Source organism: Bacillus cereus (assembly GCF_002567495.1).
GTDB classification, from domain to species: domain Bacteria; phylum Bacillota; class Bacilli; order Bacillales; family Bacillaceae_G; genus Bacillus_A; species Bacillus_A cereus_AQ.
On the sequence record NZ_NVAP01000025.1, the window covers coordinates 42972 to 56717 of the forward strand.

Below are 13746 nucleotides of genomic sequence, written 5' to 3' on the forward strand. Positions count from 1 at the left end.
TTTTTACTCCGGCATACTCATTAATTTCGCTTTCATTTTGCGAATAAGAACGACAGCGCCAATTGTGAAGAGAAGTGTAATTCCTTCTGCAACAAAGATATTGATTGTCTTCGTTTGGTAAAGTGCCGCGAAGAAGTCTACAAATGCGTGGAATAGTATAGCGTATACTAGGAAGATATATTTCTTCTGTTTTACTGCGTATAAAACAAGCATTGTAAAGGCGATTTGAAGCACGAGTGCCATAATTCTTTCTAAGCTACCAAGGAAGTATAAGTAGGCAGGTTGCTGAATTAATACGTCCTGTAAAATGCTGAGCTCAGGTTTCTGTTCAACAAGTCGAGCGAAGCTACCATCGTTAATAGAATTTGCAAATATAAGAGCTTGTAATGCAGAAAAGCCCCCAACTAAAATAGATTCTATTCCGCCGTGACCAATTCCGTATGCAAAGCCATCTTTATATTCTAGATATTTTTTTAGTAGAAAGAAAAAGGCAACGAAGCGTCCTAATTCTTCAAAAATACCAGCAGTCAATCCGCCATAAATTGCGAAAACAAACGGATTTTCTAAAAATGGAGCGATTGCTGGGTTTCCGCGCATAAATAAGTGGAACGGTGTTTCGAGAATTTGAGTAAATCCGATAAAGATAAGAACACCAACTCCGACTACTTTCCAATTAATATTATATTTCTTACGGAAATAAACGAGTACAATAATTGGGACCAGAATCGAGATAATGAGTTGAAAGGTGATGCTGGCAATTACAGTATTTGAAACCATACTTTCACCGCTTTCTAATATATGTACATATCTATTATGCATGAAATATGGGAGAGATGAAACTTTTAGAGGTAAAATGAATTTACTTATTGACTCTAACGTTGCGTCATACTTTATCGTATGTACTAAGGGGGAGATACAAATGACAATGAGAGTAAAAGAAGTAGCTGATTTAGTTGGAATTAGTGTGCGCACACTGCATCATTACGATGAAATTGGGTTGCTAACCCCAGACGAGACGACAGAGTCGGGATATCGTTTGTATTCCAATGAAAATTTAGAGACATTGCAGCAAATTTTGTTTTTTAAAGAGCTAGGCTTCCCTTTGAAGAAAATTAAAGAAATTATCATGAGTCCATCATTTGATCGAGAAGAGGCACTACAGCTTCATAAGAAAATGCTTCTTGAAAAGCGTGCCAGGTTAGATAAGGTGATTGCGACAATTGATAAAACCATTCAGCATACAAAAGGAGAGATTGAAATGACGAACAAAGAGAAATTTGAAGGATTCGATTTCAGCCATAACCCATATGAAGAAGAAGCGAGAGAAAGATGGGGAGATGTAGCTGTAGATAAAGCGAACGAATATGCAAAAGGTATGTCAAAAGAAAACCAAGAAGAGTTTAATACTATTTATAGAAATTTAGCGGCGCTTAGACATGGTGCTCCAGATTCTAAAGAAGCGCAGTCCGCTATTAAAGTATGGTACGATTACTTGCAAAACTTTGGAGAATATTCATTAGATGCTTTTAAGGGACTCGGTCAAATGTACGTCGCTGATGAGCGCTTCACGAAAAATATCGATAAGTTTGGCGAAGGATTAGCACAGTTTATGTGTGATGCGATGGAGGTTTATGCGAATTGTAATAAAAAATAGGAAATAAAAAAGGCGGAGGTTTTCTCCACCTTTTTTATTTTTTAATCATATCATTCAAAGTTTGATCCCCTGTATTGTTCAAATGAGGATTTTTACTCATTTCTCGTTTTAGCATATCGATGCTTTGTGTATATTCTGTATCATTTAGTGCACCGGATTGAAGCCCTTGAATTTGAGAAATCAACTTTTGGTTTGTTGATACATATGCTTTATAATAGCGAGGGACGATGGACAAAGCGGTTTTATATACTTGATCTGCTACGAGTTTCTGATCCGTTGTGTTTGCACGGTATACAACGAACACTTCATCATCGGTAACGAGTGTAGCAGCGTTTGTAACGTCAGGAAGTTTGACTGTCATGCTTGTAATCATTTCAGCGACTTTCTCGCGGTTAATGGCCCCTACTTGTTTGTTAGATACTTCATGTTTTTGTTTAGAAGAATAACCAACTCTTGTGAGTCGTGTATTTGTATTTTCTGTATGATACATGTCGTTTTTATTGGAAACAAGAACACGGCTTCCTTCTTCACGTTCCATTTCAGCTTTGTTCGCTGATTGGCAGCCTGCAAATAAGGAAAGAGTGAGAAGGGAAAGCAAAATTTGTTTTTTCACGATGTATCACCTCCTTCTCCATAGCATGTACTAATTTGCAATTTTTTGTATTTGAAATTGTTGGTTGTTATGCTTTGTGATACGATAAAAAGAAGAATGCTTAGAGAGGAAGTTAATGATGGAGCAAAAGCAAGAGATTCATGCTACGGTGAGCATTAATAATGTTCAGTACGAAGTAATTAAAAACTTTCGTGACGGTTTTAATGAAGAAGCATTTAAAGAGCGCTATGCAGAAATTTTAAATAAATATGATTATATCGTTGGGGACTGGGGATATGAGCAACTTAGATTGCGCGGATTCTTTGATGATAGTAACCAACGTGCGACATATGATACGAAAATTAGTACGTTAACGGAGTATTTATACGAGTACTGTAACTTCGGCTGTGCACATTTTGTATTACGAAAAGTGAAGAAGTAAAAAAATCCTCTTACGATTGTAAGAGGATTTTTTCATAGCAGTTATACCAATTGTGAGGAGGCTGTTTACTTGAAAAGTAAACAGCACCTCGGCAAATATAATGATTCTTTTCATACAAACGCAATGAAACAGGATTGCCAGTGAAAGCATCTAATCGTATACCGGTATAGTTTTTTCGTTTCGCTTCACTTTCCCAAAAGGATAAAAGTACTTTGCTATATCCTTTTCCTTGGGCGAAAGGATGGATGACGAAAGAGTGGACGATAAGAAAACATCCATCTGTTTCTGACCAATTAATAAGCGCGTATTCAGGAGATTGCCATTCGTTCAATACAACAGCACCAACAAGCGAATCATGCTCAAATAGGCAATAGAGTTCACCTTGTTCTAAGTGATAGGAAATATGTTCTCGAGTCGGATATGAATCATCCCATTGATAAATTTTCTTTTGTAAGAGCGCTTTTTTACATTCTGTATACATTGCATCTAATTCGTCTAATAAATTCATCGTACCTTTTCTCACATTTAGCATGAGACTCCCCCTTATAAACAAATTGAAATAGAATCACCTTCAGAAAGTATTGTATTTGGTTTCATTTGTCGTCCGTTCAATTGAATACCCCCATTTTTAATTTTATCCACAATGCGTGTACGGCTCCAATCAGAGATATATGTGGACAATGCCTTATCCATTCGGTGGGAACCGAAAACGATGTCTAATACAACCGTAATTTCGGCTATGCCACTTTCTTTATGCTGTGTAATGGAAATGGTAGTAGTTGTTTCTGTTTGATCTTCCTGCGCCATATCGACTGTCTCTACATGATCAGTAAAAGCTTTATAAATACGAAGTTTTTGATTCCACGTATGATCTTTCGGGCATTTAAAGATAGCAAAGCGGTATATGTTTTTTCCGTTGGCGTTATGCCTGCGAATATTTGTATCGGTAAATAGGGTAGTGCGTCTGCAATTTTTACAATACTTTTCGATTGTGTTTTGCTCATTTTCATATAAACTCCAAGAAAGTTGTACTTTCTGCATTTTCCTTCACCTCTTATAGTAGTGGTAAAGGAACGTAATACAGCTATTTGGATGTCTTGTAGTATGAAGACATGATAAAAAGACAAAAATAAAAGGAGCTTCCCTTAGGAAGCTCCGTAAACATCATACTACAGATGCGTTACGCTCCTTTGTAATGGGAATGGGCAGACTACTCCCTTGAAAAAGCACGGTGCTTTTTTGAGAGTAATGCTATCCAATTGCTGGTCCATTACAAAGTAAATGTTGGCATACGTAGATAACGTCCTTTCTATCCAAATAGATTTATTCTTAATTATAACACAGAAGATTGAAAATTCAAAACTCTTATGATGAAAATACACCAGCTAAAATAGCTGGTGCATACGATAAATTATATAAGTTCAAATAAAAATGAGCGTAATTCTTCTGCAATTTCTTCAGTCATAGAAAATGCGTGCTCTAAGTAGCCTGGTTCGTTTAAATCGTCAGCACCGATGATTGCAAATTTATTACTTTGCATATCAAGTACAATTGTTTTACCGTAATGACGATCGGAGTATAAAAGCGCTAAATCATGACGCTCATTTTCTCCCATAAAGCTAACGAAACGCGTTTTTGTAGCGACGGTATCGTCGTACAGAAAGAAACGTTCTTCCATACACATGGCTCCTTTATTAAATATCTAAGTTTAAGTGTGGTTTATGATCTAAATGGTGATGCGTTTTAATGAATCGTACCGTTCTTGTTTTGTAGCGCATAACGATAGAATATGTTTCAGCTAAATCTCCGCCAAGGAATTTCACACCGTCTAATAACTCACCAGCAGATACGCCAGTTGCTGAGAAGATTGCATCATCACCAGATACTAAATCTTCTAACATAAGAAGTTGACGAGGGTCTTCTAATCCCATTTCACGACAACGAGCTTCTTCTTCTTCGTTCATTGGAACTAAGCGTGCTTGCATTTCACCTTCAAGGCATTTTAATGCTGCTGCAGAAATAACACCTTCTGGAGCTCCACCAATACCTACGAATAAATCAATACCCGTTCCAGGTAGTGCTGTTGCGATTGACGCACCAACATCACCATCACCAAATAATTTTACACGTGCACCTTTTGCACGAACACGGTCAATAATATCTTGATGACGTTCACGTTCTTGAACGATAACCGTTAGGTCACGAATCTTTTTATTGTTAGCTTCTGCTACAATTTCAATTGTTTTTTCAATTGGATCATCTAAGCTAATTTTACCAGCTGCTTTTGGACCAACCGCGATTTTTTCCATGTACATATCAGGAGCATGAAGAAGGTTCCCTTTGTCTGCGATTGCAATAACTGCCATTGCATTTGCAAGACCTTTTGCAACGATGTTTGTACCTTCTAATGGATCAACGGCGATATCTACTTCTGGACCGTTACCTGTTCCTAGTTCTTCACCAATATATAACATCGGTGCTTCATCAAGTTCTCCTTCACCAATTACAACTGTACCTGCCATGTTTACTGAATCGAACATATCACGCATTGCTGTAGTTGCTGCATCATCTGCTTCATTCTTCTTTCCGCGGCCCATCCACTGTGCGGATGCTAATGCTGCTGCTTCTGTTACACGGACAATTTCTAGTGCGAGTTCACGTTCCAAGATTCCATTCCTCCAATTTCAAAAATCATACAAATATAACTATAACAAATAAAGGAGAAAAGGTGAATTCGAAAAATTGTCGATTTTTTCAGAAGAAAGCGTTACAATTAAAATGTAAATGCTTTAATTTCCAGGTAGGTGACATTCATGTATTTTGTAGACAGAAAGAAAATAGAACAAATGCTAGTATGTTTAGAACGAGCAACAAGTACATTTCAAGAGAAAAAGATATATGAAACCGAGTTTGAATTTTATGCATTAGAGCGCATAGCCCATCTTATGATTGATTGTGTATTAGATGTAGGGAATGCGATGATTGATGGATTTATTATGCGCGATCCAGGAAGCTATGAAGATATCATTGATATTTTAATGGATGAGCGAGTGATAAGTGAAGAAGATGGACAAGGGATGAAAGCAATTATCCTTCTTCGAAAAATGCTTACGCAAGATTATATTCAAATGAATCATGATGAATTATATAAGACGATTCAAAAACATATTGCAGTGGTAGAGAAATACCCAGCAAATATTCGCAGTTATTTAGAAAAGGAATTAGGACCTGTATCTGCATTTGTACCAGAATAATTATGCTTATAAGATCCCCAAGGTACCTTTTTGGGGATCTTATATTGTATGGGAGAAAGAAAAGGGAGAAGGGTGAAACATGGGGGAAGCACGTACTACGAAGGACGAGATTGTACAATTGTTGAAAGTAAAGGGAGAGCATACAGTAGCTGAATTGGCTGATGTTTTAGAGATTACAGAAATGGCGATTCGAAGACATTTAAGTAATCTTGAGAAAGACGGACTCATTTATTCTAAGATGGTAAGACAACATGTCGGAAGACCAACTTATTTGTATGGATTAAGTGAAAAGGGAGAAGATACATTCCCGAAAGAGTATAAGCAATTTGCGATTGATATGTTAGAAGATTTAGCTCGAATGGGCGATGAAAAAATACTTCGTTACGTTTTAAAAGAGAGAACGAAGCGCATGGAAGAACAGTTACAAAAGAGAGTAAGTAATCAAAAGAATTTAGCGTATAAAGTGCAAGAGATAGCAGCTATGCAAGAGAGAAACGGCTATATGGTTCAAATAAAGAAAGATGGAGAGAACTCTTTCGTAATTGAAAAACAAAACTGTCCGTTAAAAGAAATTGCAGAGAGATTCCCGCAAGTATGTGAAGATGAAAAAGAGATGTATAAGCGTTTATTTACGAACGCAGATGTGAAAACGCTAGCAAACATGTGCGAGGGCGATTGTAGTTGTTCTTATCAAATAAAAGAGAAAAAATGAACGTTATGGGGCGCTTTAAGGTAAAGCGTTTTTTTCTTTTGGAAAAGCGGGTAATATAAAAGTGGTATGATAAGGTGAGAACGTTAGCATAGAAGGAGAGACATAATCGATGTATAAAGGTTACTTAATTGACTTAGACGGTACGATGTATCGCGGAGAAGAACAAATTGAAGAAGCGAGCGACTTCGTAAAATCATTAGGAGAGCGCGGCATTCCTTATTTATTTGTTACGAATAATTCAACTCGTAAACCAGAACAGGTAGCTGAAAAACTTGTTCGTTTCGATATCCCAGCGAAAGCGGAGCAAGTATTTACAACAAGTATGGCGACAGCGAATTTCATTTATGAACGTAAGCAAGATGCAACTGTATATATGATTGGTGAAGAGGGCTTACATGATGCTCTTGTGGAAAAAGGATTTGAACTTGTGGATGAAAATCCTGATTTCGTTGTTGTTGGTTTAGATCGTGACATCACATATGAAAAATTAGCAAAAGCGTGTCTTGCTGTACGTAACGGCGCAACGTTTATTTCAACAAATGGGGACATTGCCATTCCGACTGAGCGCGGATTATTACCAGGAAACGGTTCATTAACATCAGTTGTAGCAGTATCAACAGGTGTGGATCCAATCTTTATCGGAAAACCAGAATCAATCATTATGGAACAAGCGTTAAAAGTGCTTGGTATCGGAAAAGATGAAGCGTTAATGGTTGGGGATAACTACGATACAGACATTTTAGCGGGAGTAAATGCTGGCATGCATACGCTTCTTGTCCACACTGGAGTCACAACTGTGGAGAAGTTAACAGAATATGAAGTACAACCGACGCAAGTTGTGCATAACTTGACGGAGTGGATTGAGAAGATGTAATGGAAAACAGGTAACCGAAGAGGTTACCTGTTTTTTTATGCATAATTACATATGTACTATAGATATATATAGAATGTAAAATTTAAATGTAGTGATATAAAGGAGGGATAAGAATGTACTGGATGTCATGTGTTATGCTTGTTTTTACATTATGTGTTTTGTTCTTTGTTCTATGGAAAATATATAAAATAAATGAAATGAAAAAAAGCGCAGGAAAACTTATTGCAATGTATCCTCGGATGAAAAGACGTTGGATTGCATTACTTGGACCAGCATATTTCATTGGACAATGTATGTATATATACGCTCAGTACGTAAGTGGCGATATTGATACAGTTGAACAGTTTTTCATTCAGCTAGGTATTCATGCTGTAGCAAGTTGTTTTATGACTTTAATAGCTATACATCTTATTAAAAGTGTAAAAATATATGAAAAAGGTGTAATAGATGGATTAAACTTTTATTCATATGAAGAATTAAAAGGCTATAAAACATCAACATGGGAAAATCCAAAAGAAAATATATTTTTATATCGCGGGCGAGAAAAAATGAATGACAATGTGAATTTACTTATTAGACAGGAAGATATGAATGAATTAGAAAACATTCTTAAAAGATATATTCCGAAATTGATGATGAAATAAAAAACACCGGTTTTAATAACCGGAGTTTTTTATTAAAAAGCACGATTCACAACATCTTTAACTTCTTCAAGATATTGTTTACGCACACTGTCATCCACAGAAGGAACACTTGTATAGAATGAATGCTCAATCGTTTCAATGCCTGTAAATTCAAAAATACCAACATCCGATGTTTTCTTCATTGCGTCAAACATACCGCCTGCTGTGTATACTTCTTTCGTATTACCCATTGTAGATAATAATAATCCTTTTTTACCGTTTAATAACTGTTCAAGGCCGTTTTCGCCGTAAGTATATGCAAAGCCAAGGCTAAATACACGATCAACGTATCCTTTTAAAATAGCAGGAAGTCCTGACCACCAAACTGGGTAAATGAATGTAATACTATCCGCCCAAGAGATATGTTTTTGTTCTTCTTTAATATCTTCTGGTGTGTTTCCTTGAGAAAATGAGATGAAATCGGAAGCGGCTAATACTGGATTGAAGTTTAATTCGTATAGATCGCGAACGCGTACTTCATGACCTTTTCCTTCTAATTGACTTTTTACAGTTTCTAAAATTGCATGGTTGAAGCTTTCTTTATTGGGATGTGCATAAACGATTATATGTTTCATTGTTTTTCCTCCTATTCGTACACCTGTAACCATTATGGTTACTCCTGTTACGGAAGTCAAGTAAGACATATGTATGTATAAAAAGACGCCCAAAGATCGTCTTTTTATACCCCACTCATACAAAGAACAAAGAAGACAAATAAAATGATGACGAGACCGATGCCGAAGTTAAATACGAGAGTACTATCCATATATGTAGCCTCCTTGTTTGAAAGTAAAAAGCACTCTAGTTAAGAGTGCTTTTTTATTTTGAATCTACTTCATAACTTTTAGAAAGTGATTTATGCGTGTAACGATTTACATTATTTTATGTATTTATACTTTGAAAGGAGTAAGTCCTTGTGGAATATAGAAAAAAAGACACTCTTTCGAGTGTCTTTTAAGATGACAAAATGTGCCAATTGCTTGAGGTTGATAAGACGCTAATTTCCGTGTTAACGCCTTTTCTTTAATCAAGAAGTGTAGCAACAGCGATTCAAATAAATTGTACCATTTGTTTAATTGTGGTGCGTATGCAATTGTGCATATTTTGATCATGAGGTAGGTAATGAACTGTGAATAATTTGAAGTGATTTATTTACGATTTCTTCTGCGGCATATATGCCGATTGCGTCTGTTTTTAAAATATGGGGTTGTAAGTGATCATGCATTGCCCCTAACTCACCATGAAGTGGTGCGAAGGCATGGTTCGCCTTTTCAAGCATGCATAGATCAAGTAAAGAATCCCCAGCTGTAATAATCGTATCTATTTGCAAAATTTCTTTTATATATTGCACGGCGTCCCATTTATTAATTGGTTTTGGTACAAAGTATAGCTTTCTACCTTGAAGTGAATGATTCCAGCCTTGTTTGTCTAACCAGGAAGTGAAGGATGATAATTCATCATAAGGAATGTTCTCCCGTTTAATAATGCAATAATGGAATAGATCATCAGCTGTTTTTTGTGATATAACCCAATCTTTATGAGCTATTTGTCCAAATTCCTTTAGTATGTCGTTTCTCTCTATACATTCAACCGATAGTCTTTCTTTTACTGTCCTGTTCCAAGTACCATCTTGTTTCCCGTTATGAAGGATATTGCCGCCGTTACTTGTAATGGCGTATTCGGGAATGATTTCGTTTTGGAATAAAGCAATACGCTGAAACTGCTCAATAGTTCTTGTTGTAACTGGGATGAAATGTGAATGGAGTTGCAATTTTTTTAGTAGTGAAATGGTTTTATGTGATATGAAAGAAATTTCTTTCCCATCTAAAGTTTCAATGAGTTGAATTGATTCATCTTCTATAGGGGCACGAAACGATTTCCGGGAATAAATAAGCGTCTGATCAAGATCACTGGCGAAAATCATATCGTTTCCCTCTTAAGAGGCTTAATGAGCCCACAACATGAATAAGCCATATTCTCATAGATTTCAATAGGGACATTCTTTTCGTTAGCAAGAAGTAAAATATGCTTTAAATCGGGATTGTTTTGCTTACGTATTAAAATTTTCCACGGTATTCTCCGGAGTAATACGCGAGTTGTTTCACCGACTCCTGGTTTAATTAAGTTAATATCGTCAATTTTAAAGTGATTTTGGATAGACTGTATATCTTTTAATCCTTGCCAAGAGGGATCGGTGTAAGTTGAAGCAATATAACGTAATTGATTATCTATATGAGAATGAACAGAAGGGAATAAACCTGTTACCTCATCAATGAAGAAATTTGATAAGTCTTCTTGTTCTAGCTCTTTATAATATTTAACACCATGAAAATCATTTGGACCGATATAGGTGTCATTTAGTACAGTGCGGCTAATGAGTCCAGAGACAGTTGCATTTAAGCAAGCGCTAGGAATAAGAAAATCTTCACGTGTACCGTAAATTGAAGTACAGTAACCGGGATCAGCAAGCACAGCCATACAATGAGAAATGTGTGTATTATTTCGTTCGTTAAATGTGTGTACGGCATATTCTAATTCTTTTTTTATTGCACCTTTCCCAGTCCATCCATCAATGAATTGAATTGTTTCTTTAGGGTGATGTTCCAAAATATAATGGAGTGCATTTTCATCAATACTGCGTCCGCGAACAATAGAAATACAATAGTGAGGTACATCAAGGTTGTATTGATAGCGTATGTAGCGTTTTATAAGAATGCCAATAGGTGTACCAGCACGAGCTAATGAAACGAGGACAAGGTTCGTTCCTTTAGTCTGTATAATTTGTTCGGCGACAACTCCAACAGCAATGGCTAGTTTGTGTTTGTATTGTTGCAGGGAAGAAAAGAATAAATCCATATATGCTTTAGATGGTTTATATTCCATTGGTAACATTTCGGAATAGTGTGTGCCAGCTTGAATTGCTTGTTCTCTAGTTTCTGTGGAACTTTCTTTCATTAAATCACTAATATCTTTTAATAGAAAAATAGCATCATTTGGATCATAACTACTAATATGAGAATTTACTTTTACCATAATTATCAACCTTCCTTTTCTATGCTATTTGAAAATGAGACGATATGAATAAAGGGAATAACTGTTTGTAACTGCTGTAGAAGAGGAGATAGGGCTTCTTCTCCTAAATCACGTTCAATAAAAACAAATGCTTCATCGTAATCATGAGGTGAAATATTATAGAAGTAATTTGTAATAGTAGAATCTTCAGGACTTGGATATGAGAAATGATTATGAATGGCGTAGTTCACATCATTTGAAACAGGATGGATAGGGCTTCGTGTTGTAGATTGATATAAAATATTTTCACCCATTTCAGCAGCGATTTTCATTGGGATATACATAAATTCACCCGTTCCGAGACAAAGTGTTCGTTTTCCAATTCTTTCTCTATTTAAAGTTCTTCCTGCTTCTTGAGCGAAAGAATGAATGTACTTTTGTTCATATGCTGAAATGCCGAATCGCCCAGTATATTTTATATAATTTGATGTATAGGGTAATGTTGGGCAGGTAAGGGTATGCTTTTTGAAATCAGGTTTTGTTTCTTCAATTTGAATATCTGTTTTTGAAATATTCAATGGTTGGCCAGTTGTATGAATACTGCCTTCTAATAAAGAAATAACATGAATCTTAATTTGAAGTTCTTCTTCTAATTGTTTAAATTGTCTTCTATTCGTATGAGAACGCCAGTCTAATAAAGAAGCAATAATATATTCTTCTCGTGGGAATTTATTTTGAATCGATCTAATAATATTTAATGCTGTTTTTCCTGTTGTCATCTCATCATCTACGAGAACAATTGGATTGCTGTTTTGAAAAAAGCTTTCATCCACATAACAACGGTGCGATGTTGCATGGGAGTGTTCTTCCTCAAATGTAATGACAGATTCTAGGTTGGGTATCGATTCCCTAGTTGTATGTACATACTTTGCATTTTGAAAGCATTGAAACATAGAATGACCAAGTGCTGTCGCTGTTTCAGCGAATCCGATGAACAAAACCTCTTCTTGCAAGGGATATTGATAACGGAATACTTCCTCTGGGATTTCATCAATCTCTAATGAAATGAGATTTAAAATTTCTTTTTGAAATGGATGAGAAGTATTATGTAGTATTTCCATATATCTTGCAGCGAGAGCAAATCCACTTGATAGAGAGATTGCAGGTTTAATAGGAAGATGCTTTCCAAGGATTGTACTCACAAATAAAAAACTACGTTTCTTATTTATTCGCGCAGCCATTTGAAAAAGATTGTCTAGCGCTAAGTTATATGGATTATCACGTACTTCTACATGAACTTGTATATTATTTAAAACGTTATACGTGTTGTTTTGCGTTTGTAATAAGGAGATCGGTGAATTGTTTGTTTTCATGTAGCACCCCGTAAATATTAGATTTTAAAATGGTTTTGCGAGCCCAGCCATAATGTGGCTTTACTTCATTCATTTTGTTAGAAAAACTACTTTTTAGCACTCCATTATACGTATCTGCATTTTGTAAAATTGATCTCGCATCTAAATAATCTTCCATTGTGACAATATGCATTGCCTGTACAACTTTAATATGAGATGGATGAATAACTGTCTTTCCAATTAAGCCATTTGCATGGTCGAGTGATACCTCTTGGATGAGCCCTTCTTCATAATCATTAGAAAAATATTCCCATACACATCCTGAAATAATATATTCATTTGTTGCCCTTGAGAAAACGTTAATAATGTCTGAAATACAATCACGAACAACAGTAATATGATAGATAGGTGTGTATTTATTGCGCCGAATACTAAATATACTTGAAAAGTCAGTAGCACCAATACGTACATTTAAGATGTGATCACGATAGGAATCTAGTAAATCTTTTATTTGTAATAATGATTCTATCCGTGTTTCTTTATACATAATTTCTGGTGATTCTAAAATAGGCATTCCATAAAGTGATAATGAGTATAACTCGTTTATATATGCAAGCTGATCGATATAAGCCTTTCCATTAATCGGTGTGAATTTTGGAAAGACAAAACCACATAAACAATGAACAGCACTACCTAATTCAGTAACAATTGTCTTCATTTGGCTTGGGCGTCGAACTCTAATAAAAAGAAGTGGGATGTCTGCTTGCTTTAGTAGGTTGGCACTGACTAAGTTGGCGATTTGTTGTATTTGAACGACGATGTTTTGCTCTGCAAGTTTTACTTCCTCATCGCTGATAGCGTCTTCTAGACAAAGAATAATTGAGGTAGCATCCACATGTTTCTTTCTAATAATATCTTCCGCAATCGTTTCTTTCGTGCCAGGAGTATATAGTGTAGCGCCTAGTGCGTAAGCTAGTTGTTCTTTTCCTATATTTTTTGAAAAACTAAGTGGTTCTTTATAGAAAAAATTTTGCCGTTCTTCTAAGGAGAGGTAAGAAAAGTAATTCACATTGTCACCACCTTATTCGTAATGATTCTGTTTAATCGTAACATAATAAGAAAAATCTTCCATGTAAATAAAGTGAGAAATTAAAAAAACATATTGAGAAAG

At 35.8% G+C, this 13746-nt stretch carries 17 protein-coding genes; 6 read left to right on the plus strand and 11 right to left on the minus strand.

What is annotated here, in order from left to right:
* Positions 1-3 precede the first annotated feature (3 nt).
* Positions 4-819: a YhfC family intramembrane metalloprotease gene (locus tag COK05_RS11790; protein WP_141539040.1), complete on the minus strand. Its 816-nt coding sequence runs from the start codon at positions 817-819 to the stop codon at positions 4-6.
* A gap of 100 nt (positions 820-919) precedes the next feature.
* Here COK05_RS11790 and COK05_RS11795 point away from each other — a divergent pair, with 100 nt between their 5' ends.
* Positions 920-1654 carry a MerR family transcriptional regulator gene (locus COK05_RS11795; RefSeq protein WP_098612725.1) on the plus strand — a complete coding sequence of 245 codons (735 nt, stop codon included), beginning with the start codon at positions 920-922 and terminating at the stop codon, positions 1652-1654.
* A gap of 34 nt (positions 1655-1688) precedes the next feature.
* Here COK05_RS11795 and COK05_RS11800 read toward each other — a convergent pair whose 3' ends face one another.
* The gene (locus COK05_RS11800; RefSeq protein WP_098612726.1) at positions 1689-2267 is read right to left on the minus strand and encodes a YhcN/YlaJ family sporulation lipoprotein; all 579 of its coding nucleotides are present in this window, start codon (positions 2265-2267) and stop codon (positions 1689-1691) included.
* 118 nt (positions 2268-2385) lie between these two features.
* Between COK05_RS11800 and COK05_RS11805 the strand changes: the two genes are divergently transcribed.
* Positions 2386-2688 (plus strand): YutD family protein, encoded by a 303-nt coding sequence (locus COK05_RS11805; RefSeq protein ID WP_139304617.1) that lies wholly within the window; start codon positions 2386-2388, stop codon positions 2686-2688.
* 10 nt (positions 2689-2698) lie between these two features.
* On the opposite strand, the gene COK05_RS11810 is transcribed toward COK05_RS11805, so the two are convergent.
* From COK05_RS11810 to glpX, 4 genes are all read right to left on the minus strand, one after another.
* A complete protein-coding gene (locus tag COK05_RS11810; protein WP_098612727.1) occupies positions 2699-3220 on the minus strand; it encodes a GNAT family N-acetyltransferase in 522 nt (173 codons plus the stop codon).
* An 11-nt stretch (positions 3221-3231) separates the two neighbouring features.
* Entirely contained in the window at positions 3232-3729 is a 498-nt protein-coding gene (locus COK05_RS11815; RefSeq protein WP_098612728.1) for an RNA-binding S4 domain-containing protein, read from the minus strand.
* A gap of 370 nt (positions 3730-4099) precedes the next feature.
* A complete protein-coding gene (locus COK05_RS11825; RefSeq protein ID WP_000392611.1) occupies positions 4100-4366 on the minus strand; it encodes a DUF3055 domain-containing protein in 267 nt (88 codons plus the stop codon).
* Between the two features lie 16 nt (positions 4367-4382).
* Positions 4383-5354, minus strand: coding sequence for a class II fructose-bisphosphatase (glpX, locus tag COK05_RS11830; RefSeq protein ID WP_000439091.1), 972 nt, complete (start codon positions 5352-5354; stop codon positions 4383-4385).
* Positions 5355-5501: 147 nt separating this feature from the next.
* Here glpX and COK05_RS11835 point away from each other — a divergent pair, with 147 nt between their 5' ends.
* The 4 genes from COK05_RS11835 to COK05_RS11850 all read left to right on the plus strand — a co-directional run bounded on the left by COK05_RS11835 (position 5502) and on the right by COK05_RS11850 (position 8172).
* Positions 5502-5942, plus strand: coding sequence for a DUF86 domain-containing protein (locus tag COK05_RS11835; protein WP_098612730.1), 441 nt, complete (start codon positions 5502-5504; stop codon positions 5940-5942).
* 79 nt (positions 5943-6021) lie between these two features.
* Positions 6022-6654 (plus strand): helix-turn-helix transcriptional regulator, encoded by a 633-nt coding sequence (locus tag COK05_RS11840; protein WP_098276846.1) that lies wholly within the window; start codon positions 6022-6024, stop codon positions 6652-6654.
* 109 nt (positions 6655-6763) lie between these two features.
* Positions 6764-7528, plus strand: coding sequence for a TIGR01457 family HAD-type hydrolase (locus tag COK05_RS11845; RefSeq protein WP_098612731.1), 765 nt, complete (start codon positions 6764-6766; stop codon positions 7526-7528).
* 113 nt (positions 7529-7641) lie between these two features.
* Positions 7642-8172: an iron ABC transporter substrate-binding protein gene (locus tag COK05_RS11850; protein WP_098612732.1), complete on the plus strand. Its 531-nt coding sequence runs from the start codon at positions 7642-7644 to the stop codon at positions 8170-8172.
* A gap of 32 nt (positions 8173-8204) precedes the next feature.
* On the opposite strand, the gene COK05_RS11855 is transcribed toward COK05_RS11850, so the two are convergent.
* The 5 genes from COK05_RS11855 to COK05_RS11875 all read right to left on the minus strand — a co-directional run bounded on the left by COK05_RS11855 (position 8205) and on the right by COK05_RS11875 (position 13644).
* Positions 8205-8786: an NAD(P)H-dependent oxidoreductase gene (locus tag COK05_RS11855; protein WP_098612786.1), complete on the minus strand. Its 582-nt coding sequence runs from the start codon at positions 8784-8786 to the stop codon at positions 8205-8207.
* A gap of 533 nt (positions 8787-9319) precedes the next feature.
* Positions 9320-10135: an HAD family hydrolase gene (locus COK05_RS30915; protein WP_141539044.1), complete on the minus strand. Its 816-nt coding sequence runs from the start codon at positions 10133-10135 to the stop codon at positions 9320-9322.
* Entirely contained in the window at positions 10132-11244 is a 1113-nt protein-coding gene (locus COK05_RS11865; protein ID WP_098612733.1) for a cysteine protease StiP family protein, read from the minus strand. The genes COK05_RS30915 and COK05_RS11865 overlap by 4 nt, the downstream gene beginning before the upstream one ends.
* Before the next feature lie 5 nt (positions 11245-11249).
* Complete coding sequence (locus tag COK05_RS11870; RefSeq protein ID WP_098612734.1) at positions 11250-12596, minus strand: phosphoribosyltransferase family protein; 1347 nt, start codon at positions 12594-12596, stop codon at positions 11250-11252.
* Positions 12541-13644, minus strand: a complete 1104-nt coding sequence (locus tag COK05_RS11875) for an HpcH/HpaI aldolase/citrate lyase family protein (protein ID WP_098612735.1) — start codon at positions 13642-13644, stop codon at positions 12541-12543. Before COK05_RS11875 ends, COK05_RS11870 begins: the two co-directional genes overlap by 56 nt.
* Between the last annotated feature and the right edge of the window lie 102 nt (positions 13645-13746).

Coding starts and splice junctions, on each gene's coding strand:
- COK05_RS30915 (WP_141539044.1), bottom strand. CDS start 10,135: ATGATTTTCGCCAGTGATCTTGATCAGACGCTTATTTATTCCCGGAAA.
- COK05_RS11825 (WP_000392611.1), bottom strand. CDS start 4,366: ATGGAAGAACGTTTCTTTCTGTACGACGATACCGTCGCTACAAAAACG.
- COK05_RS11855 (WP_098612786.1), bottom strand. CDS start 8,786: ATGAAACATATAATCGTTTATGCACATCCCAATAAAGAAAGCTTCAAC.
- COK05_RS11870 (WP_098612734.1), bottom strand. CDS start 12,596: ATGAAAACAAACAATTCACCGATCTCCTTATTACAAACGCAAAACAAC.
- COK05_RS11790 (WP_141539040.1), bottom strand. CDS start 819: ATGCATAATAGATATGTACATATATTAGAAAGCGGTGAAAGTATGGTT.
- COK05_RS11835 (WP_098612730.1), top strand. CDS start 5,502: ATGTATTTTGTAGACAGAAAGAAAATAGAACAAATGCTAGTATGTTTA.
- COK05_RS11850 (WP_098612732.1), top strand. CDS start 7,642: ATGTACTGGATGTCATGTGTTATGCTTGTTTTTACATTATGTGTTTTG.
- COK05_RS11840 (WP_098276846.1), top strand. CDS start 6,022: ATGGGGGAAGCACGTACTACGAAGGACGAGATTGTACAATTGTTGAAA.
- COK05_RS11810 (WP_098612727.1), bottom strand. CDS start 3,220: ATGCTAAATGTGAGAAAAGGTACGATGAATTTATTAGACGAATTAGAT.
- COK05_RS11795 (WP_098612725.1), top strand. CDS start 920: ATGACAATGAGAGTAAAAGAAGTAGCTGATTTAGTTGGAATTAGTGTG.
- COK05_RS11815 (WP_098612728.1), bottom strand. CDS start 3,729: ATGCAGAAAGTACAACTTTCTTGGAGTTTATATGAAAATGAGCAAAAC.
- COK05_RS11805 (WP_139304617.1), top strand. CDS start 2,386: ATGGAGCAAAAGCAAGAGATTCATGCTACGGTGAGCATTAATAATGTT.
- COK05_RS11845 (WP_098612731.1), top strand. CDS start 6,764: ATGTATAAAGGTTACTTAATTGACTTAGACGGTACGATGTATCGCGGA.
- COK05_RS11865 (WP_098612733.1), bottom strand. CDS start 11,244: ATGGTAAAAGTAAATTCTCATATTAGTAGTTATGATCCAAATGATGCT.